Source organism: Actinomadura rugatobispora (assembly GCF_042656285.1).
Taxonomy (GTDB): domain Bacteria; phylum Actinomycetota; class Actinomycetes; order Streptosporangiales; family Streptosporangiaceae; genus Spirillospora; species Spirillospora rugatobispora.
In genome coordinates this window covers 100,748-127,371 of sequence record NZ_JBHSON010000022.1, presented here as the reverse complement: position 1 = coordinate 127,371, position 26,624 = coordinate 100,748, and the positions used below count along the sequence as shown (strand labels likewise).

Annotated in this window: 25 protein-coding genes; 16 read left to right on the top strand and 9 right to left on the bottom strand. The window is 73.0% G+C overall.

What is annotated here, in order from left to right; genetic code table 11:
• From ACFPZN_RS18005 to ACFPZN_RS17980, 6 genes are all read left to right on the top strand, one after another.
• The coding region (locus ACFPZN_RS18005) for an MIP/aquaporin family protein (protein WP_378283146.1) at positions 1 to 761 on the top strand (761 nt) is incomplete at its 5' end.
• Between the two features lie 61 nt (positions 762 to 822).
• Positions 823 to 2,328: a glycerol kinase GlpK gene (glpK, locus tag ACFPZN_RS18000; protein ID WP_378283145.1), complete on the top strand. Its 1,506-nt coding sequence runs from the start codon at positions 823 to 825 to the stop codon at positions 2,326 to 2,328.
• Positions 2,329 to 2,370: 42 nt separating this feature from the next.
• On the top strand, positions 2,371 to 4,044 hold the full coding sequence (locus ACFPZN_RS17995; RefSeq protein WP_378283144.1) for a glycerol-3-phosphate dehydrogenase/oxidase: 1,674 nt from the start codon (positions 2,371 to 2,373) through the stop codon (positions 4,042 to 4,044).
• A 257-nt stretch (positions 4,045 to 4,301) separates the two neighbouring features.
• Positions 4,302 to 4,742, top strand: coding sequence for a cold-shock protein (locus ACFPZN_RS17990; RefSeq protein ID WP_378283143.1), 441 nt, complete (start codon positions 4,302 to 4,304; stop codon positions 4,740 to 4,742).
• Between the two features lie 159 nt (positions 4,743 to 4,901).
• Entirely contained in the window at positions 4,902 to 5,396 is a 495-nt protein-coding gene (locus ACFPZN_RS17985) for a molybdopterin-dependent oxidoreductase (protein ID WP_378283142.1), read from the top strand.
• A 121-nt stretch (positions 5,397 to 5,517) separates the two neighbouring features.
• Positions 5,518 to 6,435, top strand: coding sequence for an MBL fold metallo-hydrolase (locus ACFPZN_RS17980; protein ID WP_378283141.1), 918 nt, complete (start codon positions 5,518 to 5,520; stop codon positions 6,433 to 6,435).
• Positions 6,436 to 6,619: 184 nt separating this feature from the next.
• Here the strand turns inward: ACFPZN_RS17980 and ACFPZN_RS17975 are convergent, their stop codons facing one another.
• Positions 6,620 to 7,003: a winged helix-turn-helix transcriptional regulator gene (locus tag ACFPZN_RS17975; protein ID WP_378283140.1), complete on the bottom strand. Its 384-nt coding sequence runs from the start codon at positions 7,001 to 7,003 to the stop codon at positions 6,620 to 6,622.
• An 83-nt stretch (positions 7,004 to 7,086) separates the two neighbouring features.
• On the opposite strand from ACFPZN_RS17975, the gene ACFPZN_RS17970 reads away from it, so the two are divergent.
• Entirely contained in the window at positions 7,087 to 7,482 is a 396-nt protein-coding gene (locus ACFPZN_RS17970; RefSeq protein ID WP_378283139.1) for a PPOX class F420-dependent oxidoreductase, read from the top strand.
• 14 nt (positions 7,483 to 7,496) lie between these two features.
• Here ACFPZN_RS17970 and ACFPZN_RS17965 read toward each other — a convergent pair whose 3' ends face one another.
• Positions 7,497 to 8,474, bottom strand: a complete 978-nt coding sequence (locus ACFPZN_RS17965) for a GlxA family transcriptional regulator (RefSeq protein ID WP_378283138.1) — start codon at positions 8,472 to 8,474, stop codon at positions 7,497 to 7,499.
• A 99-nt stretch (positions 8,475 to 8,573) separates the two neighbouring features.
• Between ACFPZN_RS17965 and ACFPZN_RS17960 the strand changes: the two genes are divergently transcribed.
• The 5 genes from ACFPZN_RS17960 to ACFPZN_RS17940 all read left to right on the top strand — a co-directional run bounded on the left by ACFPZN_RS17960 (position 8,574) and on the right by ACFPZN_RS17940 (position 14,248).
• Positions 8,574 to 9,338, top strand: coding sequence for an NAD(P)H-dependent oxidoreductase (locus ACFPZN_RS17960; protein WP_378283137.1), 765 nt, complete (start codon positions 8,574 to 8,576; stop codon positions 9,336 to 9,338).
• A gap of 100 nt (positions 9,339 to 9,438) precedes the next feature.
• Positions 9,439 to 10,512: an ArsR/SmtB family transcription factor gene (locus ACFPZN_RS17955; protein ID WP_378283136.1), complete on the top strand. Its 1,074-nt coding sequence runs from the start codon at positions 9,439 to 9,441 to the stop codon at positions 10,510 to 10,512.
• Positions 10,513 to 10,584: 72 nt separating this feature from the next.
• Positions 10,585 to 11,136, top strand: a complete 552-nt coding sequence (locus ACFPZN_RS17950; RefSeq protein WP_378283135.1) for a hypothetical protein — start codon at positions 10,585 to 10,587, stop codon at positions 11,134 to 11,136.
• Positions 11,137 to 12,099 carry an alpha/beta hydrolase gene (locus tag ACFPZN_RS17945; protein WP_378283134.1) on the top strand — a complete coding sequence of 321 codons (963 nt, stop codon included), beginning with the start codon at positions 11,137 to 11,139 and terminating at the stop codon, positions 12,097 to 12,099. It abuts the gene before it with no gap.
• Positions 12,100 to 12,202: 103 nt separating this feature from the next.
• Positions 12,203 to 14,248: a DNA/RNA non-specific endonuclease gene (locus tag ACFPZN_RS17940; RefSeq protein WP_378283133.1), complete on the top strand. Its 2,046-nt coding sequence runs from the start codon at positions 12,203 to 12,205 to the stop codon at positions 14,246 to 14,248.
• A gap of 6 nt (positions 14,249 to 14,254) precedes the next feature.
• Here ACFPZN_RS17940 and ACFPZN_RS17935 read toward each other — a convergent pair whose 3' ends face one another.
• Positions 14,255 to 14,572, bottom strand: a complete 318-nt coding sequence (locus ACFPZN_RS17935; protein WP_378283132.1) for a hypothetical protein — start codon at positions 14,570 to 14,572, stop codon at positions 14,255 to 14,257.
• A 25-nt stretch (positions 14,573 to 14,597) separates the two neighbouring features.
• A complete protein-coding gene (locus ACFPZN_RS17930) occupies positions 14,598 to 15,740 on the bottom strand; it encodes a zinc metalloprotease (protein WP_378283131.1) in 1,143 nt (380 codons plus the stop codon).
• Between the two features lie 210 nt (positions 15,741 to 15,950).
• On the opposite strand from ACFPZN_RS17930, the gene ACFPZN_RS17925 reads away from it, so the two are divergent.
• Positions 15,951 to 16,631: a response regulator transcription factor gene (locus tag ACFPZN_RS17925; RefSeq protein ID WP_378283130.1), complete on the top strand. Its 681-nt coding sequence runs from the start codon at positions 15,951 to 15,953 to the stop codon at positions 16,629 to 16,631.
• A gap of 68 nt (positions 16,632 to 16,699) precedes the next feature.
• Entirely contained in the window at positions 16,700 to 18,193 is a 1,494-nt protein-coding gene (locus tag ACFPZN_RS17920) for a sensor histidine kinase (RefSeq protein WP_378283129.1), read from the top strand.
• On the opposite strand, the gene ACFPZN_RS17915 is transcribed toward ACFPZN_RS17920, so the two are convergent.
• On the bottom strand, positions 18,166 to 19,116 hold the full coding sequence (locus ACFPZN_RS17915) for a TAXI family TRAP transporter solute-binding subunit (RefSeq protein ID WP_378283128.1): 951 nt from the start codon (positions 19,114 to 19,116) through the stop codon (positions 18,166 to 18,168). The genes ACFPZN_RS17920 and ACFPZN_RS17915 overlap by 28 nt on opposite strands.
• Before the next feature lie 97 nt (positions 19,117 to 19,213).
• Here ACFPZN_RS17915 and ACFPZN_RS17910 point away from each other — a divergent pair, with 97 nt between their 5' ends.
• The gene (locus ACFPZN_RS17910) at positions 19,214 to 21,349 is read left to right on the top strand and encodes a TRAP transporter permease (RefSeq protein WP_378283127.1); all 2,136 of its coding nucleotides are present in this window, start codon (positions 19,214 to 19,216) and stop codon (positions 21,347 to 21,349) included.
• Positions 21,349 to 22,326, top strand: a complete 978-nt coding sequence (locus ACFPZN_RS17905) for a TAXI family TRAP transporter solute-binding subunit (protein ID WP_378283126.1) — start codon at positions 21,349 to 21,351, stop codon at positions 22,324 to 22,326. The genes ACFPZN_RS17910 and ACFPZN_RS17905 overlap by 1 nt, the downstream gene beginning before the upstream one ends.
• A 38-nt stretch (positions 22,327 to 22,364) precedes the next feature.
• Here the strand turns inward: ACFPZN_RS17905 and ACFPZN_RS17900 are convergent, their stop codons facing one another.
• The 4 genes from ACFPZN_RS17900 to ACFPZN_RS17885 all read right to left on the bottom strand — a co-directional run bounded on the left by ACFPZN_RS17900 (position 22,365) and on the right by ACFPZN_RS17885 (position 26,584).
• Positions 22,365 to 24,287, bottom strand: a complete 1,923-nt coding sequence (locus ACFPZN_RS17900) for a hypothetical protein (protein WP_378283125.1) — start codon at positions 24,285 to 24,287, stop codon at positions 22,365 to 22,367.
• A complete protein-coding gene (locus ACFPZN_RS17895) occupies positions 24,284 to 25,195 on the bottom strand; it encodes a leucine-rich repeat domain-containing protein (protein ID WP_378283124.1) in 912 nt (303 codons plus the stop codon). Before ACFPZN_RS17895 ends, ACFPZN_RS17900 begins: the two co-directional genes overlap by 4 nt.
• 121 nt (positions 25,196 to 25,316) lie before the next feature.
• Positions 25,317 to 26,186 carry an acyl-CoA thioesterase gene (locus ACFPZN_RS17890; RefSeq protein ID WP_378283123.1) on the bottom strand — a complete coding sequence of 290 codons (870 nt, stop codon included), beginning with the start codon at positions 26,184 to 26,186 and terminating at the stop codon, positions 25,317 to 25,319.
• Positions 26,183 to 26,584 (bottom strand): DUF427 domain-containing protein, encoded by a 402-nt coding sequence (locus ACFPZN_RS17885; protein WP_378283122.1) that lies wholly within the window; start codon positions 26,582 to 26,584, stop codon positions 26,183 to 26,185. The genes ACFPZN_RS17890 and ACFPZN_RS17885 overlap by 4 nt, the downstream gene beginning before the upstream one ends.
• Positions 26,585 to 26,624 lie beyond the last annotated feature (40 nt).

Sequence of the window (26,624 nt, the reverse complement as noted above, 5' to 3'; positions counted from 1 at the left end):
TCCTCATCCTGTTCGGCGTCGGAGTGGTCGCGCAGGTCGCGGCCGCCGACATCGGCGACCACGACAGCATCGCCTGGGCCTGGGGCCTGGGCGTCACCCTGGCGATCTACGTCTCGGCCCGGGCCAGCGGCGCCCACCTCAACCCCGCCGTCACCTTCGCGCTGGCGGTCTACCGCGACTTCCCCTGGCGCAACGTCACCCCCTACGTGCTGGCGCAGACGGCCGGGGCGTTCGTCGCGGCGCTGCTGGTGCGGTGGAACTACAGCGAGGTGCTGGCCCAGGCCGACCCCGGCCACACCATCAAGACCCAGGGCGTGTTCTCCACCCTGCCGGGCAACGGCGAGCTGCCCGTCAGCAGCCTCGGCGCGCTGCGCGACCAGATCATCGGCACCGCGATCCTGCTGTTCCTGGTCCTGGCGATCACCGACGCCCGCAACGACGGCCCGCTGTCCAACCTGGCCCCGTTCGTCATCGGCCTGGTCGTGGTCGCGATCGGGATGGCCTGGGGCACCGACGCCGGCTACGCCATCAACCCGGCCCGCGACTTCGGGCCCCGGCTGGCCTCCTTCCTCACCGGATACGGGGGAGCCTGGCGCGACCAGTACGGCGACCTGTACTTCTGGGTCCCGATCGTCGGCCCGCTGGTGGGCGGCGTGCTGGGGGCCGGTCTCTACAAGGCCCTGATCGGACGGTTCCTGCCCGCCGCGGGCGCGCCCGAGCCCGAACCGGCCCCCACCAAGGTCCCCGCCGAGGCGGCGTGAGCACCGTCCCGCGCCCCGCCCACCGGCCCCGCATCCCCGTCCCAGCCAGGAGGAACACCACATGAGCGACTTCGTCGGAGCGGTGACCAGCACCCGGTTCATGATCTTCGATCACGGCGGCAACGAGATCGCCCGCCACCAGCTCGAGCACGAGCAGATCCTGCCCCGGGCCGGCTGGGTGGAGCACAACCCCACCGAGATCTGGGAGCGCACCCGGGCGGTGATCCAGACCGCGCTGACCAGGGCGAACCTGAGCCACTCCGACCTGGCCGCGCTGGGCATCACCAACCAGCGCGAGACCGCCGTGGTCTGGGACCGGCGCACCGGGCGCCCGTACTACAACGCGATCGTCTGGCAGGACACCCGCACCGACCGGATCGCCTCCGCCCTGGAACGCGACGGCCGCGGCGAGGTGATCCGCCGCAAGGCGGGCCTGCCCCCGGCGACCTACTTCTCCGGCGGCAAGATCCAGTGGATCCTGGAGAACGTCGAGGGCGTGCGGGAGGCCGCCGAGGCCGGCGACGCGCTGTTCGGGACGACCGACAGCTGGCTGCTGTGGAACCTGACCGGCGGCACCGACGGCGGCGTCCACGTCACCGACGTCACCAACGCCAGCCGCACCATGCTGATGGACCTGGAGACCCTCGACTGGGACGAGGAACTGCTGTCGTTCTTCGGCGTCCCCCGCGCCATGCTCCCCCAGATCAGGCCCTCCTCCGACCCGGCCGGGTACGGCGTCACCCGCGCCGACGGCCCCCTGGGCGGCGAGGTGCGGCTGACGGCCGCGCTGGGCGACCAGCAGGCCGCCACGGTCGGGCAGGTGTGCTTCGAGCCCGGCCAGGCCAAGAACACCTACGGCACCGGCAACTTCCTGCTGCTCAACACCGGCACCGAACCGGTCCGCTCGGCCAACGGGCTGCTGACCACCGTCTGCTACCAGCTGGGCGACCAGGCGCCGGTGTACGCGCTGGAGGGCTCGATCGCGGTGACCGGGTCGGCCGTGCAGTGGCTGCGCGACCAGCTGGGCATCATCTCCGGCGCCGCGCAGAGCGAGGCGCTGGCCCGGCAGGTCGACGACAACGGCGGCGTGTACTTCGTCCCGGCCTTCTCCGGCCTGTTCGCCCCGTACTGGCGCAGCGACGCGCGCGGCGCCATCGTCGGCCTGTCGCGCTACAACACCAACGCCCACCTGGCCCGGGCGACCCTGGAGTCGATCTGCTACCAGACCCGCGACGTCGTGGAGGCGATGCGGGAGGACTCGGGCGTCGCGCTGGACGTGCTGAAGGTCGACGGCGGCGTCACCGCCAACGAGCTGTGCATGCAGATCCAGGCCGACGTGCTGGGCGTCCCGGTGTCCAAGCCGGTGGTCGCCGAGACCACCGCGCTGGGCGCCGCCTACGCCGCCGGGCTGGCCACCGGCTTCTGGAAGTCCACCGCCGAACTCGGCAGCAACTGGAACGAGGACCGCCGCTGGGCGCCCGCCTGGGACGGCGGTCAGCGCGAGCGCGGCTACGCCGGCTGGAAGAAGGCCGTGCAGCGCACCCTGGACTGGGTCGACGTCGACTGACCGTCCCCATCTCCCGCACGGTTTCCCCTCGAGGAGCAGGAAGTGGAATCGCTACCACTCGGACCGCAGTACCGCGAGGCCGCCCTCCGGCGGCTGGCCGACACCGAGTTCGACGTCCTGGTGGTCGGCGGCGGCATCGTCGGCGCCGGCGCCGCCCTGGACGCGGTGTCCCGCGGCCTGTCGGTCGCGCTGGTGGAGGCCCGCGACTGGGCGTCGGGGACCTCCTCCCGGTCCAGCAAGCTCGTGCACGGCGGGCTGCGCTACCTGGAGCAGCGCGACTTCGGCCTGGTCCGCGAGGCCCTGCGGGAACGCGCGCTGCTGCTGACCCGCCTGGCCCCGCACCTGGTACGGCCCGTGCCGTTCCTGTACCCGCTGCGGCACCGCCTGTGGGAACGCTGCTACGTCGGCGCCGGCGTCACCCTCTACGACTCGATCGGCGGGTCGCGGGTGATGCCCCGGCACCGCCAGCTGACCCGGGGCGCGGCCCTGCGCGAGGCCCCCGGACTGCGCCCCGACGCCCTCGTCGGCGCCATCCAGTACTACGACGCCCAGGTCGACGACGCCCGCTACACCATGACGGTGGCCCGCACCGCCGCGCACTACGGCGCGTGCGTGGCCACCCGGACGGAGGCGACCGGATTCCTGCGCGAGGGCGAGCGGGTGACGGGCGCGGCGGTGCTGGACACCGAGTCAGGCATGGAGATCGCCGTGCGGGCCCGCCGGGTCGTCAACGCCACCGGCGTGTGGACCGACGACGCGGGGCGGATGGCCGGCACCCGCACGTCCTTCAGCGTGCGCGCCTCCAAGGGCGTCCACCTGCTGGTGCGGCGCGACCGGATCCACCTGAACACCGGGCTGATCGCGCGCACCGCCAGGAGCGTGCTGTTCGTCATCCCGTGGGGCCGGCACTGGATCATCGGGACCACCGACACCCCCTGGGAGCAGGGCCCCGACGGCCCCACCGCCGACGCCGCCGACGTCGGCTACCTGCTGGAACAGGTCAACGGGCTGCTGCGCACCCCGCTGGAGCGCGAGGACGTGGAGGGGGTGTACGCGGGCCTGCGGCCGCTGCTGTCGGGCGAGGCCGACGACACCACCCGGCTGTCGCGCGAGCACACCGTGGCCGAACCGGTGCCCGGGCTGGTCGTGGTGACCGGCGGCAAGTTCACCACCTACCGGGTGATGGCGCAGGACGCGGTCGACGTCGCCGTCGAAGGGCTGGAGGGCACCGTGCCGCCCTCGGTGACCGCCCGGCTCCCCGTCCTGGGCGCGGTCGGGTTCGAGGTGCTGTGGAACGAGCGCCGCCACCTGGCCGCCGACTCCGGCCTGCACGTGGCGCGGGTGGAGCACCTGCTCAAGCGGTACGGGTCGTGCGTACCCGAGGTACTGGCCCTCATCGCCCGGGACGCCTCGCTGGGCGAGCCCGTCCCCGGCGCCGAGGACTACCTGCGCGCCGAGGCGGTCTACGCCGTCACCCACGAGGGCGCACTGCACCTGGAGGACGTGCTGGCGCGGCGGACGCGCATCGCGATGGAGGAGCGCGACGCCGGGCTGGCCGCCGCATACCACGTGGCCGAGCTGATGGCCCCGCACCTGGGCTGGGACGACACCGCCGTCTTCGCCGAGAGCGAACGCTACATCCGGTACGTGCAGTCCGAGCGCGGTGACGACGACCTGGCCGCGGGCGACCCCGCCGCCTGCCCCGCCCCCGCCTGACCCGGGCGCCCGTGCCCGCGGGCGCCTCCTCCACCGTCGTGCGGCACACCGAACCGGGTCCGCGCCACCGGCGAGATCGGCCCGCCCGAGCTGATCGTCGGGGCCCGCAGGGCATGCAGGCCCCGGCCAGGTCGCCGCCGCCCCGCACCTCATCACCCCGGCCCGCCGGAGCGGATAGGTTCGGAACCAGATGCGGAAGGGCCGTGCAGAGACGGCCCGTCATCTGGTCGTTTTGTTGAGGTTGTTGGAGGGTGGTCATGGCGGAGACAGGCAAGGTCCTGCGGTTCGACGACATGCGGGGTTACGGGTTCATCGTGCCGGACGCCGGCGGCGAGGACGTCTTCGTCCACGCCAACGATCTTCTCGACGAGAAGTCGGCGTTCTCGCCCGGGACGTCCGTCGAGTTCGAGGTGACCCAGGGGGAACGCGGCCTGAAGGCCTACGCGGTGCGTGTCAGGGGCTCCGAACGCCCGTCGGCGGTCGACGAGTACCTTCCGTCCGCGTCGGAGAGGGTCCCGTTCGAGCCCCGCCCGGACGAGGACGACGGTCTGTGCGACGTCCTCTCCGAGCGGGAGTTCGTCCAGGAGTTGACCGAACTGCTCATCAAGGACGCGCCCGAACTGACCGGCGCGCAGATCACCCACCTGCGGCGGGGCCTGGTGACCTTCGCGCGCAAGTACGGCTGGGTGGAGGGCTGACCCCACCGGCAGGCGGAGGGGTTCTCGCAGAAGCGACCTCCTGATCCCCTGCTCTCCGGTATTCGCCAGGGTAGCCTTCGATAAGGGTCGCAGATGCGAATCTGCATCCCGCGCTGCGGCCCTGTCGTAGGCCCATCCCCGGTGCGCTAAGGAGCGCTCATGGACGAGCGGATACCGGCCCAGCCACCCCGAGCGTTGATCGCCCCCGCATGCGCGCGGGTCCACCTGGCCGGAGACGTGGAGCATCCCGCGGCTCTGACCGTGGCCGACCTGCGCGCGCTTCCGCAGCGCACGGTGCAGGCCCGGTACGTCTGCGGCCGCCGGGGAGAGCAGCCGCACACCTACACCGGTCCGGAGCTGCTGGAGGTGCTGCTGGCCGCGGGCCCCCGCTTCCACCCGGTCATCGGCAAGGACCGGGTGCGGTTCCTGGTGGTGGTGACCGGCCGCGACGGGCACCTGGCCGTGCTGTCGTGGGGGGAGATCGACCCCCGCTACAGCGGCAGCGCCGTCCTCATGGCCACCAGCGTCGACGACCGTCCCCTCGACACCCACGGCCCCCAACTGGTCGTCCCCGGCGACACCGCCGGCGGCCGGTACGTCTCCCAGATCACCTCCATCTGGACGGGCCCCGCCACCACCCTCACCGACATCTGAGCCCGATGTCGCGTGTCCGGTGTCCCGATGAACGGCACGTGGCGCTGGTCAGACCGGTCGCGCCACCCCATCCTTCTGTGGCGGGCGTCAAGGCCGGCGGCGACTACCCAGGACAGGGCTGATGACATTCGAGATCCAGGTCGGCGAGGCGACCGTCGTGCAGGTCACCGAGCTGGAACGCTGGCCGTTCCAGCCGCGGGAGCTGTTTCCGGCCGTGCGGGACGCGCATGTGGCCGGGGCCGCGGAGGCGTTCGGGCCGCGGTTCGTGGACGAGGCGACCGGTGAACTCGTGCTGGCCATCCACACCTACGTGATCCGTCTCGGCGGGACCGCGCTCGTCGTGGACACCGGCAACGGCAACCACAAAGAGCGCCCCAACCTGCCGCCGCACCACCGTTTCGACACCGACTTCCTGGAGCGCTTCGAGCGGGCGGGTGTGGACGTCCGGGACGTGGACGTGGTCGTGAACACCCACCTGCACCCCGACCACTGCGGCTGGAACACCCGGCTCGACGGCGACCGGTGGCTGCCGACCTTCCCGGCGGCGACCTACGTGTTCGGGCACGACGAGCTGGCCGATCTGCGCGCTCTGGCGACCGCGAACCCTACCGAAGGCGTCGAAGCCGACCTGGCCCGCGCCTATGAGGACAGTGTCCGCCCGGTCCTCGAAGGCGGGCGGTGGGAGGTGGCCGGCGACGGTCACGTGCTCGCCGCGCACGGAGACACCAGCGTGGTCCTGCGTGCCGCGCCGGGCCACACCGGCGGGCACAGCATCGTGGAGATCCGGTCGCCGGGCGGTGGCGCCGTCCTTTGCGGCGACGTGATCCACCACCCCGTCCAGTTGCTGTACCCGCACCTGAGCCAGGCCGGAGACGCGGACCCGGCGCTGGCGTCGCGGACGCGGGATGCTCTTCTGGGCCGTTGCGCCGGTGACGCGTTGCTGCTCTTGCCCGCGCATTTCCCCGGCGACCACCCGTTCACGCTCACCCGTACCGACGCGGGCCTGCGCCTGTCGTCTGCGAAAGGGGAGCGCGGGTAGAGCGGCGGGACGGGCGGTTCGCCCAATGCGGCGGCCGGTTGCTCCGTCGGGGGCACGTCCGCAGTGCTTGCGCCGGACACGCGCCGAGTACACGATGCTGATCATGAGGAGCCGGTAGCTCAGGATGGCTCCCATGGAGGCGGTCGTGCCCCAGCCGTTGGCCGGGACCTCACCGGCCGTGGTGTTATGAGGCGGCGCTGTCGTAGACGGCGCGGGCGCGGGCGATGCCGGCGCGGTGGCGTTCGGCCCACTCCGTCAGTCCGAGCAGGTGGTCATACAGTTCGCGGGCCATATCGGTGGCGACGTACTCGACCTTGGGAGGCACGGTCGGGTACACGGTGCGCACCAGCAGGCCATCGCGCTCCAGGTTGCGCAGGGTCAGCGTCAGCATCCGCCGGCTGACGCCCGTGATCGCACGCTCCAGTTCGGTGAACCGCACCGGTCCGCGGGTCGTCTCCATCAGGACGCCGATGCTCCACTTGCCGCTCACCCGGCCGAGCGCCTCCAGGACCGTGCACGCCTCCCCGCCGCCGGCGTCGTCGGGAACACAGTCGTTCCGCTGTGACATGAATGTGCCTTCTTCCGTCCTGCGCCGTGGTCACAGATCATGAACACCGTAACAACTCGTGCACCTTTGGAGGTCGATAGGCCATGCCGATCACATTCGACGAAGCCACGCGGACGTTGCTCGACGGCAGGAACTTCGCGACCGTGGCGACGCTCAACCCCGACGGCGGGCCGCAGACCTCGGTGGTGTGGGTCCTGCGCGAGGGCGACACGGTGGTGTTCTCCAGCACCACCGACCGGCGGAAGGCCCGCAACCTCGTCCGGGATCCCCGCGTCAGCCTGACCGTCTTCGACACCGCGAACCCCTATCGCACGGTGGAGGTGCGCGGCACCGCGGAGGTCGTCGAGGACTCCGACCGCGCCCTCCAGCGCAAGGTGTCCCACAAGTACCTGGGCCAGGACTCGCCGCCCGACCCCGAGGGCGTGGTGCGAGTGGCCATCCGCGTCATCCCCGACAAGGTCCGGGGCTTCTCGGCCTGACTTCGAGACCGGCCCTAGCCGCGGAACGTGCTGCGGTAGGCGCTGGGAGAGACGCCCAGCGCGGCCTGCAGGTGCTGGCGCAGTGACGCCGCCGTCCCGAACCCGGCCTGTTCGGCGACGTGGTCGACGGGCAGATCGGTCGCTTCGAGCAGGTGCCGGGCCCGCTCGATGCGCTGCCGCGTCAGCCACCGGTTGGCCGATGTCCCGACCTCCTCACGGAATCGGCGGGTGAAGGTCCGCACGCTCGTGGACTCGCGTGCCGCGAGGTCCCGCAGGGTGAGTGGACGATCCAGGTGCTCGAGCGCCCAAGCCCGGGCGCGTCCGGTGGACGACGCCCCCGGGGCGGCGATCGGGCGCGGAATGTACTGGGCCTGGCCGCCGTCGCGGTGCGGCGGCACCACGGTGCGGCGGGCGACCTCGTTGGCCACCGCCGCGCCGTGATCGTTGCGGATCATGTGCAGGCACAGGTCGATGCCGGCCGCCTCGCCCGCCGAGGTCAGCACCCGGCCGCTCTCGGTGTAGAGCACATCGCAGTCCAGGGCCACGTCGGGGTACCAGGCCCGGAACCGGTCACCGGACTGCCAATGCGTCGTCGCCGGGAGGCCCTCCAGCAGCCCTGCGGCGGCCAGCACGAACGCGGCGGTGCAGATGGTCGCGATGCGCGTGTCCGGGCCGATCAGCTCCAGCGCGTCCGCCAGCGGGCCGGGCAGCGGGCCGGGCACCTCGTCCTGCTCGTGGGAGGCGGGAAGCACCACGGTGTCGGCTTCGGCGAGCGTGCCGGGGCCGTGGTCGATGGTGACGGAGAAGTCGGCGTCGGTGCGGACCTCGCCGGGTGCCAGGGCGCAGGACACCACCTCGTACAGCAGTTCCCCCGCTGGGGACACCGCCGTACCGAACAGCTGGTGCACCAGTCCCAGCTCCATCGGGAGCACGCCGTCGCGGACCAGCACCGCCACACGGTGCCGCCGGCCCGCGTCGCCGAACACGCTCATGGCCCGATTCTTGCACATCATGGCTTTCAGGCCACTCGCGGCGCCGTGGCCGATCTCGCAGCATCGGACGTGACCGCCCGGCACGGAGGGAGAAACGCCATGAACGTCCTGTGGGTCTACGCCCATCCCGAACCGCGCTCGCTGAACGGCGCGCTGCGCGACGAGGGGCTGCACACGCTCAAGGAACTCGGTCACGACGTCCGCGAGTCCGACCTGTACGCCATGGGCTGGAACCCGGTGGTCACCGCCGCCGACTACGCCCACGACCCGGGCGGGCGGCTGCTCGTCGGCAAGGCGTCCGAGCACGCCTACCGCTCCGGCACGCTGAGCGAGGACGTTCGGGCGGAGCTGGAGAAGCTCGCCTGGGCCGACGCCGTCGTCCTGCAGTTCCCGCTGTGGTGGCTGGGGCCGCCCGCGATCCTCAAAGGCTGGGTCGACCGCGTCTTCGTCCAGGGCTTCGCCTACGGCGTCAAGGACGGCGACGGGCGGCCGCTGCGGTACGGCGACGGCAAGCTCACCGGGAAACGCGCCATGGTCGTCACCACCGTCGGGGCCCGCGCCGCCGGTTTCGGGGCGCGCGGTATCCACGGCGAGGCCGAACAGGTGCTGTTCGGAATCCAGCACGGCACGTTCTTCTACACCGGTATGGAGGTGGTACCGCCGGTCCTGATCTACGGGGCCCACCACCTCAGCGCCGACGAGTACTCCGGCGCCGGAGCCGAACTGCGTCGGCGGCTGCGCGAGTTGCCCGACGCCGAGCCGATCCCCTTCCGGCGCGAGCGAAGCGGCGACTACGACGACGACCTCGCACTGCGGCCCGATGTGGTCCCCGGAGACACCGGTCTGGCCGTACACCGTTCCTAGGTTCGCAGTAGGTCAGGGCAGGGCTTCGATCGTGAAGGCCAAGAGCATCGGACGCGCGACCATGATCGCAACCGGTGTCCGCGCGCCATACGATCCGGTCATGCCGATCGCGCTGGACCTTTCCGCCGTCACCGGGCCGGAGGTGCGTTTCACCGCCACCCCGATGGTGGAGTTCGGGTGGGCCTGGCACGTCCTCAGTGACGCCGGCAATCACCCTGACCAGGCCGAATGGGTGGCCCGGACGCGGGCCCGGATCCCGGCGGGTCTCGCCCGGGACATGGGGGAGTGGTCGTTCGCGGTGCGGGCGGTGCGGGCGACGCTGCTGGCGGATCCGACGGCGGTGCCGCCGCGCCGGTGGGCGGACCAGCTGGAATGGATCCGCCGGATGCCCCCTGGAGACTTCGCCGTCTCGCTGCTGCGGCCCCTGCTGCGGCAGCGCGGCCGTTCGGCGAACCTGGCCGACGCGCGGGTGCGCAACAGCGTGCTCCGCCTCGCCCGTGCCCGCGGAGCTGGGGCGCGTCGCGCGGTCGGCCTCGTCCTCGACGAGCCCGCGTCGGCGCGGGAGGCGGTCACCGACCTGATGGCGCGGTGCTGGGACGCCTTCTTCGAAGCCGACTGGGCGGCCGCCTCGCCCCGGCTGAGCGACGAGGTCGCCGCGCGTACGGCCTTGTGCGGCAGGAACGGCTGGGAGCGCGCCCTGGACGGCCTGTCCCCGGCGATCAGCGTCCGTCCCGGCGAGCGGCGCGTGGTGATCGACAAGGTCCAGAACAAGCGCCTGAAGATCGCGGGGCGCGGCCTGGTCCTGACCCCCACCGCCGTCGGGAGCACGCACCTGTACGTCACCGACGAGCCGGGCCGTCCCGTGGTGGTGCACTACCCGCTCCCGGCGCCGGCGCGGGCCGCCGACAGCCGGGCCACGCTGCGGCGCATGCTCGTGCTGGCGCATCCCGCCCGTTTGGAGGTGTGCCGCGCCATCGCCGTCGAACCGCGGTCGGCGCGGGAGATCGCCCGGCTGTGGGGGTTCACCGAGTCCAGCGTGACCAAGCACCTGTCCGCGCTCCGCTCGGCGGGGCTGGTGCACACCGAGCGGGCCGGGCACTACGTCCGCTACGCCCTGGACGACGGCGTGGTCGCGGCGCTCGGCGCGGATCTGCTGGACGTCCTGCGGCGCTGACGGCGAGCCGAAGCCTGCCGATGAGCCGCAGTCTTCGGGCCGCCTCGGGCTTCCGCTCCTAAGGTCGCGATCATGATGACCGACTTTCTGCCGATGCGTGAAGCCCGGCGCCGTACGGAGGCGGACCGGCGGTTGCTGGCGAGCCGGGTCGAGAACCGACCTGAGCGGGAGCTCGTCGCGCCCTACCGCGTCGAGGGCGGTCCGCTGGGCGATTTCTGCGACTCCCTGCGCGATCTGGTGGCGCATGTCCTGATGTGGGACGAGATCAATCTCGCCGTCCTGACCGAGGCGCGCCTCGGCCGGGCCCACTGGAGCCTGGACGGCCCGTGGGAGACGCCGTCGTCCGGCAGGGCGCTGAACCTCGCCGGCGTCATGGCCGGGCGCGAACTCCCCGTCGACCTGCTGCTGCACAGGTTCGGCGTCGTGCGCGACGCGCTGGTCGACGAACTGTCCCGCTATGACGAGGACCGGTGGACGGCCCCGCTCGCCCTCTCCCATCCGCGGGCCACGAGCACCGGAGCGCTCGCCCAGTACGTCATGTCGATCCCGAACGGCGGCCCGTACTGGCACGCCGCGATCCACCTCGGCGAGCAGGCCGTCATGAACGAACAGGAACTGGTGTAGATGCCTCTCGATCCGGACGTGCGTGACCTGCTGGCCGAGGGCGCCGAGGCGCCGCCGCTCGAATCGCTGAGCCTGGAGCAGGCGCGCACCGCGATCCGCGGAGTAACCGCACTGCAGGGCGAGGCGGCGCGGATGTCCGACGTGCGGGAACACGTGGTGGGCAGGGTGCGCATGCGGCTCTACCGCCCCACCGGGATCACCGGTCCGGCGCCTGTCCTGCTGTGGGTCCACGGCGGCGGCTGGACGCGTGGCGATCTCGACACCTGGGACACGCCTCTGAAGAACCTCGCGCGCCGGATTCCCGCGGTGGTCGCCAGTGTCGACTACCGGCTGGCGCCCGAGACCCGATTTCCAGGGCAGCTCGGCGACGTGCTCGATGCGCTGCGCCACCTCGCCGAACACGCGGGCTCGCTCGGACTGGACGCGGGGCGCGTCGCGATCGGCGGCGACAGCTCCGGCGCCAACCTCGCCGCGGGAGCGGCGCTGGCCGTCCGCGACCTGGGCGTGGGCGCTCCGCTGGTGGCGCAGGTACTGATCCATCCGCCGACCGACCCGGCCTGCGCCACCGTCAGCCACCTTCGCTACGGCTCCGGCTACGCGCTGACCACGGCGTTCATGCGGAGCGCGTGGCGGCACTACCTGCCCACGCCGTACGCGGGCGAGCACCCGTACGCGGCGCCGCTGCGGGCGCGGAACCTGGCCGCCCTGCCGCCGGCGATCATCGCCACCGCCGAGTACGACCCCCTGCGCGACGAGGGGGAGCAGTACGCCGCCCGCCTCGCCGAGGCGGGAGTGCCGGTGGGCCTGCGGCGTTTCGACGGGATGATCCACGGATTCATGCACCACAACGGCCGCGTCCCGGCCAGCAGGGCACTGCCCGATTGGCTCGGCGTTCAACTCCGCGCGCGGCTCGGCCCGGCACCCGACGCGTCGGGCGAGCGGCGGAGGGCCCGTGCAGGGTAAAGGGCGTTACCAGTTTCTGGCGGCATTGGGGGAAATGCGTGGGTGGTTCCTGTCGTGGGGTACGACGCCGGATCGATGGCCATAGGGGATGACCGGGGGACGTATGGAACTTCACGAGCGGGAACAGGAGCGTCAGCGCCGGGCGGCGCAGCGGCGGGTGGCCGAGCGCGTACCGGAACGGCGCGGGAACCAGAGCGTGCTGACCTCCCCGGGAGGCGTCGCGGCGGCCGACAGCCCCGAGCGGATCGCCAAGCGGATCGACCGGCTCAGCCGCTTCTACGCCGACGGCGACCTGCTGGAGCCGGGCGCCCCCGAGCCCGCCGCCCGGCTCGAGAAGATCATCAACAGCGTCGACTACGTGGGCGCCCGGTACCTCGAGGCCGGGGTGGCCGCGGCCCGCGCCGTGGGACGCATCGGCATCCGGGACGAGCGGGGCCGCCCGGCCGGGTACGGCACCGGCTCGCTGGTGTCGCCCGCGCTGCTGCTGACCAACCACCACGTGCTGCCGGACGCCGCCACGGCCCGTACCAGCGTGGTCGAGTTCAACTTCCAGGACGGCCTGGACGGGCGGCCGCTGCCCGTGACGGTCCACCCGCTGGACCCCGACCGGTTCTTCCTCGCCGACGAGGAACTGGACTTCGCGCTGGTCGCGGTGCGGGCGCCCGCCGCCGACCTGGCCCCGTTCGGGTTCAACCCGCTGCTCGAGACCGAGGGCAAGATCATCATCGGGGAGTTCGTCACGATCGTCCAGCATCCGCGCGGCGACAAGAAGCAGGTGGCGCTGCGCGAGAACCGCATCGTCGACATCCCCGAGCGGTTCGTGCACTACGCCGCCGACACCGAGCCGGGCTCGTCGGGGTCGCCGGTGTTCAACGACCAGTGGGAGGTCGTGGCGCTCCACCACGCGAGCGTGCCGGCGCCCGAGCACGAGGAGTTCGGCGGGTTCGTCAACGAGGGCGTCCGTATCAGCCGCATCTGCCGGAGGCTGCGCGAGGCGGGCCTGCAGGGGCCGCGGCGCGAGCTCGTCGACCAGCTCTTCGCCCCCGAACGCATCGAGCAGGCCGTGACCCTGCTGTCCACGGCCGCGGGCACGCCCCCGGTCCCCGCGAACTCGGTCGGGGCGCCGGTCGCCGCGCCGGCCGCGATGTCCGCCGCGGCCCCCGCGGCGATGCCCGCCGCCGCGCCGTCCTCGGCCGCCGAGGCGGCGGGCACGGTGCCGAGGGGGGCGTCGCCGCTGGGGGACGGCGCGTTCACCGTCGAGGTGCCGCTGGAGATCACCGTCCGGTTCGCGGACGGGCGGCCGCCCGCGGTGCCGGAGAGGATCGCGATCGATCCCGACTACACCACCCGCGGCGGGTACGACCCGGCGTTCCTCGGCCATCCGCTCCCGCTGCCCGTCCCGTCGCCCGGACTGGTCGCGGACGCCTCGCCCGAACTGCGCTACCACCACTTCAGCGTGGTCATGCACCGCAGGCGCAGGCTCGCGCTCTTCACCGCGTGCAACATCGACGGCACGCTCGCCCGGCGGCCGGGGCGGGAGAGCGACCGCTGGATCTTCGACCCCAGGCTGCCCGCCGGGGAGCAGACGGGCGAGGAGGTCTACCGCGACAACGACCTGGACCGTGGCCACCTGGTGCGGCGGCTCGATCCGGCCTGGGGCGACAGCGACGTGCGGGCCAAGGCCGCCGCCGACGACACCTTCCATTTCACCAACGCGACCCCGCAGCACCACGCGTTCAACGCGGGCCGGACGCTGTGGGCGGGGCTGGAGGACTACGTCCTGAACGGCGCCGACAACCGCGACCTGGCCGTCAGCGTGTTCACCGGGCCGGTGCTGGCCGCCGACGACGACCCCTACCGGGGCGTGCTGCTGCCCCGCCAGTTCTGGAAGGTCGTGGCCATGGTCGCCAAATCCGGGAAGCCGTCGGTCACCGGCTACCTCCTCAGCCAGTCGGCGCTGCTCCACGACCTGCCGACCGAGGAGACCTTCTCCTACGGGGCCTACCGCACCTACCAGGTGCCCGTGCGCCGCGTCGCCGACCTCACCGCCCTCGGCTTGGACGCGCACATCCAGGCCGATCCGCTCGAGCGGCTGGAGACCGTGCCGGGTCCCCGCGAGATCACCCGTCCCGAGGACCTCGTCCTCTGAACGAGGTCACTTCGCGAGGGTGAGCCTGTCCTCGCCGTACGACAGCACCCTGACCTCGCGCCGGCCGCCCTCCGCGGGGAAGGTGAGCCGGTGCGGGCCGTCCGGCCGAGCCTCCCAGCGGCCGGTGGCCACCGGCCGCAGGCGGTCGCCGGGATCGGGACGCAGCTCCACGACCGTTCCGTCCGCCCGGAACTCCAGGCCCCGCCGGGGCTTGCGGGATGGACGGAACGGGTGGCCGGCGGGACGGTACACCGCGGCGGTCCCGGTGTCCTCCTCATGGGAGTGCAGCCACGTCCCGAGGAGGCCGGGCGGTGGCCCGCTCATGTGGCCGTCCCCGTCCGCGGCGCGTTCAGGACCGGCCCGCCGGACGGCCGGTGACCAGCCCCAGCACGGTGTGGATCTCCTTGAGGACCTCCCTGGTCAGCCGCTCGCTGTCGTGCAGCAGCCGCTCCAGCTCGCCGTTCTGCGCGGCCGGGGCCATCTCGGGGACCGCGCCGGCGGACGGCGCCGCCGGCGCCGCGGCCGCGGCGGGCGCGGCGGCCCCCGCCGCCCGGCGCTCGCCCGCCACCATGAACGAGGCCCGCGCGCCCTCCAGGCAGGCCCGCATGCGGGTGCTCTGCCCCTGCGTGAACAAGAACATGGCGTCGTCGTCGGTGTAGTCCATGTAGTTCATGAACATGTCGCCATTCGGGCCGTTGTCGCAGGAGATGTGGGGGAACTTCGGGACTCCGGTGTTCTCGCCGGCCTGGTTGGGGGTGTCGGCGACCTTGTCGTCGCTGGAGCAGGCGCCGTCGTCGTCCCCCCAGATGTGGTAAAGGTCCAGCCAGTGGCCGATCTCGTGCGTCGCGGTCCGGCCGCCGTTGTACGGCGCGGCGGCGGTGCCGCTGGTCCCGAACGCCGAGTGCAGGATGACGACGCCGTCGGTCTGCGGCGGGCCTCCGGGGAACTGCGCGTACCCGAGCAGCCCGCCGGTGAGCCGGCACACCCACAGGTTGAGGTACTGGTCGGCCGGCCAGGGGTCGGCGCCGCCGGTGCGCTTGGACTTCACGCCGTCGTCCCAGGTGAATCCCCGCCGGTCGGTCTCGGCCCGGACGATCCCGTCGGTCGGCGTGCCGTCGGGGGCGCGGTCGGCGAGCCGGAACTCGATCCGCGCGTCGGCCACCAGCGGGCGCCACACCTCCGGCACCTTCCCCGCGTCGGGATTGGCGGCCCGGTAGTCCTGGTTGAGGACCGTGAGCTGGCTGCGGATCTGCTCGTCGGAGATGTTCTGCTCGGGGGCGCGCGGGTCGTGGACGACGTGCACGACGACCGGGATGGTCACGATGTCGGTGATCGCCTCGAGCCGCCGTCCCCGCTCGTACTGCAGCGCGCGGTTCTCGATGGCGCTGCGCTGGGCGCGGTAGGTCATGCTCTGGTTGAGGAGCCGGCGGTGCACGAGCATGGTCCCGCACAGGTCGCGCGACGGAGGCTGGAAGGCATCGGTTTCGGTCATGTGCGTCCTTCTTCCGGGCAGGGTCGAATCGGCTTCCGCGAAGGGGTGAGCCGGGTGGTCCGCGACGCTGCAGACCTACCTCTCCGGGCCTGTTCACAAGCCGACCGGCCTGCAATCTCTTCGCCATGTGACGGCAGGGCCCGGCCATCGGCGTGCGCGCGGGTCCGGCGTCTAGGCGTTTGGCCCGGCGGCTCCTACGATGGGTCCGCCATGCGTGTCCTCCTCGTCGAAGACGACAACCGGTTCGCCGACGCCCTCATGGTGGCGCTGCGCCGGCAGGGCTTCGACGTGCATCGGGTCGCCACCGCCGCCGAGGGCCTGGCGGCTCCTGCGGCCGATCTGGTGCTGCTCGACCTGGGGCTGCCCGACATGGACGGGATCGAGGTGTGCCGCCGCCTGCGCGGCGCCGGGGAGACCGCGATCATCGCCGTCACGGCGCGGGGCGAGGAGCGCGACCGGGTGATCGGCCTGCGCTCGGGCGCCGACGACTACCTGGTCAAGCCGTTCGGGATCGCCGAGCTGATGGCCCGCATCGACGCCGTCATGCGGCGGGTCCGGCCGGTGGCCCACCCGGTCGTGACCGCGCGCGGGCTGCGCATCGACCTCGACCGGCGCGAGGTCACCGGCGCCGACGGCGCGGCGGTCGCCCTGGCCCGCAAGGAGTTCGAGCTGCTCACGGCGCTCGCCCGGCAGCCGGGGACGGTGGTGGCGCGCGAGCGCCTCCTGCTGGAGGTGTGGCAGAGCGTGTGGCCCGGCGCCCAGCGCACGCTGGACGTGCACGTGGCGACGCTGCGCGCCAAGCTCGGCGATCCCCGGGTGATCCGCACCGTCCGCGGCGTCGGCTACCAGCTCGCCGTCGACGAACCGGCCCGGCCCGGGGACGGGGCGTGACGGCGGCCCGTCCGCGCCGCGTCCCGGCGCGGCCCGCGGCACGCCCCGCGGCACGGGGGTGAGGGCCGATGCTGCGGCGGCTGCTCGCGGTGTACGTCTCCCTGCTCGTGATGGTGCTGGCGGCGCTGGAGATACCGCTCGCGGTCACCTTCGCCGCGCACGAGACGCAGGCCATGTTCATCGACCGCCTGAACGACACCTCCCGCTTCGCCTCGCTCGCCGAGCCCGCGCTGTGCAGCGGGCGGACCGACAGCCTGCGGGCCGAGCTGGTCCGCTACGACGAGCTGTACGGCATCCCGGCGGCGGTCGCCGACCGGGAGGGCAACATCGTGGTGGCCTCGCGCCCGGGGCTGGTCCGGGAGGTGGGCCGTTCCCGGCTGCGCGCGGTGCTGTCGGGGGACCGGTCGGCGATCCAGAGCGTGACCTGGCCCTGGAACCACGATCCGATGATCGTGGTGGAGCCGGTCGGGTGCGGCGGCGAGGTCATCGGCGCCGCCGTCACGGTCTCGCCCACGCACGCCGTGCGCGCGAGCGTCGTGGAGCGCTGGAGCCAGCTCGCGGCGGCGGGCCTGGCGGCGCTGCTGGTGTTCGGCGCCGCCGCGATCCCGCTGAGCCGGTGGGTCCTGCGGGTGGTGCGCAACCTGGACCGGGTCACCGGCGAGCTGTCGGCCGGGCGGCTGCAGGCGCGGGTCCCGGTCGCCACCGGCCCGGCGGAACTGCGGCGGCTGGCCGAGCACTTCAACGCGATGGCCGAGGCGATGAGCCGCAATTTGGAGCTGCAGCGGTCGTTCGCGTCCTATGCCAGCCACCAGCTCCGCAACCCGCTGGCGGCGCTGCGGCTGCGGGTGGAGAACCTCGGCCCGCACATGTCGGCCGACGGGGCCCGCGACCTGGAATCGGCGATCGAGGAGACCGCCCGGCTCACCGGCATCCTGGACGGCCTTCTGGCGCTGGTGCGCGCCGAGGGCGGCAACTGCCGGGTCGCCGTCGTGGACTGCGGCCGGGTGGCCACCGAGCGGGTGGCCGCGTGGCGGGAGGCGGCGGCGGGCGTGCGGGTGCGGCGGCGGGGCGCGGCGCACGCGGGCGCGCTGGCCGCCGTCGACGGCGTGGGCCAGATCCTGGACGCCCTGATCGACAACGCCGCCAAGTTCGCGGGACCGGGCGCGACCGTCACCGTCACCGTGTCGCGCCCGCGCCGGCGGCCGCCGCCGGCCCCGGGCGCCGTGCCCGCGGGGGAGGGGCCCGCCGCGGAGCAGCGCGTGGTCTGCGTCGACGTCGCCGACGACGGGCCGGGACTGCCGGACGCCGAACGCGCCGCCGCCACCCAGCGGTTCTGGCGGAGCCCGGAGCACCAGAACATCGACGGCACCGGGCTCGGGCTCACCATCGCCCACGCCCTGGCCGAGGCGTCGGGCGGACGGCTGGAGCTGCTGCCGGTCGAGCCGCACGGGCTGTGCGCCAGGCTCGTGCTGCCCGCACCCGCCGGCGACGTGCCGCGGGCCCGGGACGGGCAGGACCGCGCGGTGTCCCCGGATCAGCCGGCGACCTTGGACTCCCGGTAGTAGCGCGCCGCCCCCGGATGCAGCGGCAGGGGCCCGGTCGAGATCGCCGCGCGCCGGTTCAGGTACAGCGCCTCCGGACGGGTGGCGACCAGGACGTCCTTCCGCGCGAACAGCATCCGTGTGAGCGCGAGGGCGCGGTCGGCCGGCATGGACGACGCCACGACGAGATAGCTCGGCACGCCGACGGTCCGGGGCGCGGCGAACAACCGGTAGGCCGACGCCGGGATCGAGCGCTCCTCGTAGAAGTCCCCGTGGAACCGGCGCAGCGGCCCCACGTACGCGCCGAGATCGACCAGCCGCACCCCCATCACGTGGGTCAGCTGCGTGATCGCCTCGTTGGGCACGCCGCCGGAGAAGAAGAAGGCGTCCACCCGCCGGTCCCGCAGGGCCGCCGCGGCCTCGCGCACGGGCAGGCGCAGCCGGCGGACCTCCTTGTCGGGGTCGATCCCGGCGGAGCCCAGCAGCCGGGTGGCGACCAGTTCGGTGTCGGTGCCCGGCGCCCCGGTCGACACCCTCCGGCCCCGCAGGTCGGGCAGCGCGTGGACGCCGCTGTCGGCGGGGACCACCAGGTGGGTGTGCTCGTCGTACAGCCGCGCCAGCGCCGCCACGCGCGGCAGTGCGGTGAACGGGGGTCTGCCCGCCGCCGCCAGCGCCGCCAGGTCGGCGGGCGCGAACGCGACGTCCGCCGTCCCCTCCGCGACCCGCCGCAGGTTGTCGGCCGCCGACGCCGTCGCGAGCACGCGCGGCCGCATCTCCTCCAGCTGGGCCGCCCGCGCCAGGCCCTGCGCGTAGGCGTGGTAGACGCCGCTGCCGCCACCCGCGGCGATCAGCAGGCGCCCTTCGTCCGGTGCCGACTCGCTGCACGCCGCCGCGCACGAGACCAGCACCGCGAGCACGAGGACCAGGGCCGGGACGCGCCTCACGGACGCAACCCTAAGAGTTCCTCAAATCGGAGGCCCGCCCCCTTCCCGTGTGCGCTGCATCACATTTACGTTTCCGTCAACCGAACGGGAGGTTGGCGTGTCCACACCCAGGCACAGCGACCCGCGCCCGGCGACCGGCGACGAGGCGCCCAAAGGCGAGGCGCCCGAGCTCACGCGGGCCGACGCCGAGGACCTCATCGCCGAGTACGACGCGGAACGTCCGGCCCGGCGGCTCACCGGCCCGGTGGCGTACGCGACCGGAGCGGTCGCGTTCGGCGTGTCCCTGTACGCGCTGTACGCCGTCTTCAGGCCCCTCCCCGCCCTGCAGTACCGCATGGGCTTCCTGGCGGCGGTGCTGCCGCTCACCTTTCTGGTGTACCGGCCCGGCCTGAACCTGCGGGGCCTGGGGCGGCGCCTCAAGGGCGGGCGGGACGGCGACGAGACCGCGCCGGACGGCGACCAGGACGCCGGCGAGGAGCCGAAGAAGAGCGCCCCGGGGCGCGACAACCCGGGCGTGGCCGACTGGATCCTGGCGGCCGTCTCCCTGGTCGTGTGCGCCTACCCGCTCATCGGCTTCGACGACTTCCTCCGCCGCACGGTCACCCCCTCCGGCCTCGACGTGGCGATGGCCACCGGCTGCCTGCTGCTGGTGCTGGAGGCGACGCGCCGCACCGTGGGGCCGATCCTGCCGGGCATCTGCGTCGCGTTCCTCGCCTACGCCTACTACGGCGGCTACCTGCCGGTGGACTGGACGCTCGGGCACCGCGGCTTCGAGTTCGACCGGATCCTCACCCAGCTCTACATGGGCACCGAGGGCCTGTTCGGGGTGCCGCTGGACGTCGCCGCGACCTACATCGTGCTCTTCACGATCTACGGCGCCGTGCTCGACCACTCGGGCGCGGGCCGCTTCTTCGTGGACGTCTCGTTCGCCGCCTTCCGCCGGTCGGCGGCGGCCCCCGGCCGCACCGTCACGCTGGCCGGGTTCCTGCTGGGCACGGTGTCGGGGTCGGGCACGGCCACGGCCGTCTCGCTGGGCAGCGTCTCGTGGCCGATCCTGCGGCGGGCCGGGTACCCGCCGGCCGCCGGGGGAGGCGTGCTGGCCGCGGCCGGGATCGGGGCGATCCTCTCCCCGCCCACGCTCGGCGCCGCGGCCTTCATCATCGCCGAGTACCTGCGGGTCTCCTACCTGACCGTGCTGCTGTACGCGACGATCCCGACGCTGCTCTACTACCTGGGGATCATCCTGGCGATCGAGATCGACGCCCGGCGGTTCGGGGTCCGCGCCGTCGAGGTGGACACCCCGTCGGTGTGGCGGCTGCTCGGCCGGTTCGGGTACCACTTCTCCTCGCTGATCGCGATCGTGGTGCTGATGGCGTTCGGCGTCTCGCCGTTCCGCGCGGTCGTGTACGCCACCGTCCTGGCCTTCGCGCTGTCGTTCCTGGACCGCCGCAACCGGCTCGGCCCGCGGCGCACCGCGCAGGCCCTGGCGGCGGGCACCCTCGGGGTGCTGCCGGTGGCGGCGACGACGGCCGCGGCGGGCATCATCGTGGCGGTCGTGACGCTCACCGGGCTCGGGCTGAAGTCCTCGCGGCTCATCGTCGACTTCGCCGGCGGGAACATGACGCTGACCGTCGTCCTGGCCGCCGTCGCCGTCCTGCTGCTGGGCCTGGCGGTGCCGGTGACCGCGTCGTTCATCATCGCCGCCGTCATCATCGGGCCGGTGCTGCAGACGCACGGCGTGGCCCCGGACGCCGCGTACATGTTCATCTTCTACTACGCGGTGCTGTCGGAGGTGACGCCGCCGACCGCGCTGGCGGCGGTCGCGGCGGCGGCGATCACCGGCGGCAACGCCTTCAAGACCATGATGCTGACCTGGAAGTACACCCTGCCCGCCTTCCTGGTCCCCTTCGCGTTCGTGCTGGCGCCGGAGGGCCGCGCGCTGCTGTGGCAGGCGCCGTGGCCGGAGGTGCTGACCGCGCTGGCGGTGTCGGCCGTCGCGGTGGCGGCGCTCGCGGTCGTCACCGGCGGCTGGATGCTCGGACCGGCGGGCCCGGTCGAACGGCTGCTCGCCGCCGGCGCCGCCCTCGCGCTCCTGCACCTCAGACCCGCCAGCGTGGCCGCCGGCCTCGGCCTGCTGGCGGCGGCCCTGCTCGTCCACCTGGTCCTGCGGCGCGGCCGGACCCTCCCCCCGGCCCCCGAACTCCAACCCACCCCAGCCCGGAAAGGACACTGATGCGCCCCATCATCCGGACCTGTGCCGCCCTCGCGGCCCTGGCGCTCACCGCGACGCTGGCCGCGTGCGGCGGCGAGCGGAACACCGGCGACGACGGCCTCTACAACCGGGGCCGGCTGGCCATCGCGACCGGCAACACCACCGGCGTCTACTACCAGCTCGGCGGCGGCTACGCCGACGTGATCAGCAGGAACGTGCGCGGGTACCAGGCCACGGCCGAGGCCACCGGCGCCTCCGTCGAGAACATCCAGCGCGTGGTGCGCGGAGACTCCGACATCGCCTTCAGCCTGGCCGACGTCGCCGGGGAGGCCGCCACCGGGAAGCACTCGTTCTCCAGCCCGCAGCCGATCCGGGCGCTGGCCCGCATCTACGACAACTACGTGCACGTCATCGCGCGGGCCGACGCGGGCATCCGCACGGTGGCGGACATGAAGGGCAAGCGGGTCTCCACCGGGTCGCCCAAGTCGGGCACCGAGACCATGGCGCTGCGCCTGCTGGAGGCGGCCGGCCTGGATCCCGGCACCGGGGTCAAGAAACAGGCCCTGTCGCTGCCCGAGACCGTCCAGGGCATGAAGGACGGCACCCTGGACGCCATGGTCTGGTCCGGCGGGCTGCCCACCAGCGGCATCACCGACCTGATGACCAGCATGAAGACCAAGGCCGTGTTCGTGCCCCTCGACCGGGAGCTGGCCCGGCTGGGCTCGACCTACGGCCCGATCTACAAGTCCACCACCATCAGGAAGAACGTGTACGGCACGCCGGGCGACGTGTCGACGATCGCGGTGCCCAACGTGCTCATCGTCTCGGCCAAGATGCCCGACACGCTGGCCCACGACCTCGCCAAGGTGATCTTCGACCACCAGCAGGAGCTGATCAAGGTGCATCCGGAGGCGAAGAACATCGACCGCGCCCAGGCGCCGAAGAGCGAACCGGTCGTGCTGCACCCGGGGGCCAAGAAGTTCTACGACGGCGCCTGATCCGTTGATCCGTGAGGCCCCGGGCCGGGCCCGGGGCCTCAGTAGTCGTCCTCGTCATACTCCCGGTCGGTGACGTAGTCGTAGAGCTCGTCGACCAGCGGGGAGCCGTCGGCCCACCAGAGCTTGGCCGCGGTCTCGCCGGAGCCGCCCGCGACCAGGGACGGGTCGACGGCGTCCATCCAGGGCGCCTCGCCGCTCTCCTCGACCTCCCACGGACCCTCGTCGGTGATCATGGGGACGGGGACGGCCGCCTGCCGGTGCTTCACCGTCCAGGAGTTGCGGAAGAAGTCGAACCGCAGGTGGTAGCCGGTGGCGGACTCGGTGAAGAGGATCGGCGGGACCAGGAAGTGCGCCACCCCGACGGTGGCGGCGACGTCGATGTAGTTCTCCGGTGAGCCGCCGCTGTTCCAGCACGCGGCGAAGTTGACGGGCGCGAGCGACTCCCCGCCCAGCACGTGGATCTGGTTGCCCCGGACCACGAACTTCTCCGGATCGAGGACCACGTCCTCGCCCATCATCATGATCGGCGCGGGCATGATGTGCGCCTTGGTGAAGAGCTGGGCGCGCTGGTAGAGATCGATGATCTCGTAGTGGCGCCGGGCCTCGAACCTGAAGCCGTGGAACGGGCAGCACTCGCCGTCGGATTCCTCCGGCTCGGGGAAGAGCATGGACTTGTCGAACGCCGGGACGGCCGAGCCGCCGCGCCGCTCCTCCAGGAAGCCGGGGATCCAGTCGGTGCCGTCGGCCTCGATCACCGTCGAGTCGCAGAGGGCGCGGAACGCGGTGTCGCCGACCTTGCAGTTGAAGTAGTCCAGAAGCGTGATCGCGGCGCACTCGGCGAGCGAGAGCGCGTCGCTCTTGGCGAACCAGAAGTCGTAGCCGTTGGCGACGAAGTCCACGCCCCGGAACCGCTTGTGGACGAACGGCTCGCGGGCGGCGCCGGGAGCGAGGCCGTCCCAGTGCGCGGCGGCCACCCGGTTGTAATGGTCGTCGGCGTGGCGGGCCAGCTCGGGCGCGAAGACGCTCTCACCGGTGAGGTAGCACGCCTTGCTGAACAGCGCGCCGATCTCGGGATCGTGGGAGACCTCGGGGTCGGTGAAGATCAGCTCGGTGCGCAGGAAGACCTTGCGGCCGTCGCGGTAGGGTGCGCCCTCGTGCTCGTACCGCTGATCGAAGATCACGCAGGTGAAGGGCCCGATGTCGGCGAGCGCGGCCCCTCCGGCGAGGTCGAGGGCGGGCTCCGCCGAACCGCCGGTGAGATAGAGCAGCACCGTGTAGCGCGAGACGTGCCGCCGCGCCGCGTCGTAATAGGGCGTGTCGCGGTGGCGGTGGAAGTTGGCGTCGCCGGGCTCGAAGCGGTTGCACCGGAACACCGGGTTCACGTGGGAGAAGCCGTCGAGCAGCGGCTCGGGCATCGCCGTGGCGACCGCTGCGCCGAGCGCCTCGGCGAGCAGGGCGGAGTGGAAGATGAAGCGGTCGCCGCCGCGCGAGGCGGCGTTGAGCGGCGGGACGTACAGGTTCAGCGCGTCGAGGCGTTCGAGGCGGGCCCGGTCGGCGTCGGGGAGCCGGAGCGCGAACGCGAACGCCTCGTCCGCGAGCTCCACGCGGTCGGTGAACTCGAACTCCAGCCCGGCCCCGGTGAACAGGTCGTCCAGCGGGAGGATGTTCTCGAACGTGCGGAACGACAGCTCGCGCGGATCGACGAAGACGGCCGCCAGGTGCGGCGCGGCCTCGCTGGGCCGGGCGAACAGCTCGCGCACGCCGGCGTCGATGCGCCAGGCGTCCACGAACCGCACCGCCTTGTGGCGCGCGGTCGGATGCCAGGAGATCGCCAGCCCGTCGAGCGTCGCGGCGGACTCGGCGTCGGTGGCGTCGACCTCGGCGCGGTAGCGGGCGACCTCGGCGGCGGGGGCGTCCCTCTCCGACAGGGCGAAGAAACGGTCGCGGAGCTCGATGCTCACACACTCCTCCAAAAGCTGCGCAGCGCGGGCGGGAGCTGGTCGGCGAGCGCCAGCTTCTTCACGCCGGCGTCGGAGAGGTCGCCGCGGTGCAGGAGCAGCCGCTGGAGCGACCCGATGAACGGCGCGGCGAGCAGGGCGTCCGCCCCGTCCGCGCCGATCCGGTTGTAGCGCAGGTCGAGGTCGACGAGCCGCCCGAAGCGGCCCAGCGAACGGACGCCCGCGGCGGTGAGCCCGTTGCTCTGCAGGCGCAGCCGCCGGAGGCGGTCGAAGTGCGGGGACGCGGCGAGGACCTCCAGGCCGTCGTCACCGATGCCGCAGTACCGCAGGTCGAGCGTCTCGACGCGGCCCTTCGCGATCGAGGCCGCGAGGGCCCTGGCGCCGGGGTCGCCGACGCGGAAGTAGGACAGGTCGAGCTCGGTGAGCCGGCCGAGGTCGAGCGTGGCGAGGGCGCCGGCCTCGACGGGCGGCGCCCCGAGCGGCATGCCGTCCTCGTCGAGCTCGATCCACTCCTCCTCCTCCTCTTCCTCGTCGTCGTCGGAGGGGCCGGCGGGGGGCCGGATCCGCAGCGCGGTCACGAAGGGGTCCCGCAGGGCGCGCTCGATCACCGCGGGCGCGTTCTCGGACCACTCGACGGCGATCTTCGTGGCGAAGCCGTACCGGCGTGCCAGCACGGTCACGCCCTCGGGCAGCGCCGCGTCCCAGCCGACCTGGTGCTCCCGCTCCAGGCCGGTGATCTCGTGGTCCAGGGCCACGCCCTCGACGGGGCCGCAGCGGGCGCGGCGCTCTTCCAACCGGATGAGCGTGCCGCGCGCGTCGCCCCGGTCGAGGAGCCGGTCGCCGTAGACCAGCCACGAGGCGCGGTCGCCGGGCCGGTCGCGCAGCCTCTGTTCAAGATCCGGAGTTTCCATCCCGGGCACCTTATGGGCGGCGACCGACATTCGAGGCGGGTCCGGCGAACGACGGTGCCGGCCGCCCCTCACCCGCGCGTGACCCCGGGGAACCCGCCGGGCCCCGGGGCCGTTCGCGGTGCTACAGGCGGGCCTTGGCCGGCATCGACGTCGCCGAGCCCTTGGCGTCGAAGGCGCGGATCATGCCGTCCTGCGTGAACGACGCCAGCAGGCGCCCCTCCGCGGTGAGGATCTGGCCGCGGACGTAGCTCATGCCCGCGCCCGCGAAGGTGCTCTCGTGGTGGTAGCGGAGCCAGCCGTCCCAGCCGACCGGGTCGTGGAAGCTCACGCCGATGCCCATGGGCGCGGTCGAGACCGTGTAATGCGCCTGGGACGTGCCGATTCCCGGATGGGGCCGCATGGTGGTGGAGATGGACAGGTGGCCGGTGAAGTGCGACAGCAGGGCGCGGCGCAGGTCGTCGCGCTCGGGCACGGCGTCGTAGCGCAGCCAGGCGTCGATGACCGGCGGCCCGACCTCGTCGGGGTTCCCGTAGTCGTCGATCCCCTCGATGCGCAGCTCCCTGCCGGGCAGCGGCATGTCGACGGCCTTCGCCGCCTCCGGGCCCTCGACCGGCGGGCCCGTCCACCGGTCGTGCCGGATGACGTCGGGCTGCGGATGGTCCAGCAGCACGGTGCTCGTCACGCAGGGCCGGTCGCCCTGCGCGACCAGCACCGTGGCGCTGGCGAACGAGCGTCCCGCGCGCACCGGCGTCACGGTGAACTCCAGCGGCCTGTCCGGGTCGGCGACGGCGGCGAACAGCGCGTGCGCGGAACGCACCGTCCGCCCCGGAAGGGCCTTGCTCGCGGCGACGATGGACTGGCCCAGGATCTGGCTGCCGTCGACGACCTGCCGGCCCCCGCCGTCGCTGTCCCCCTCGAACCGCGTCGAGGCGGAGTCGACCGGTGCCACGTCGAAGATGTCGATCATGCGCTCGAGGGACGACTCGCTCACGGGCGCACCCCGGTGAAGGTCCCCGTGCCGATGGCCACGCGGACCTGGTCCTGGTCGAAGGCGATGTAGCCGGCCAGCCGGGCCACCTCAGGGAAGGGCTCCGGATAGCTCCACGCGATGCCCGTCCCCTCACCGCCGGCGGCCCGCCAGTACGAGGCCTGCCCCTTGAACGGGCAGACGGTGTGATGGTCGGTCGGCTCCAGATGGGAGAAATCGACGGCGTCCCGGGGGAAGTACACCACCAGCCCGTGATCCTGCTCGTCGACGACGAAGCAGGCGTCGCTCTGGGCCAGGCGGGTCTCACCCAGCCAGGCGGTCATGACGTTGGTGCGGGCGAGCAGTTCGACGCGATAATCCGGCCGGTCGTGAAACGCCGACCGCACGGGTGTGGACCCCAAGGCTGCAACCTCACTCTCTTGCGCGAGCGGGGCCGGCCGT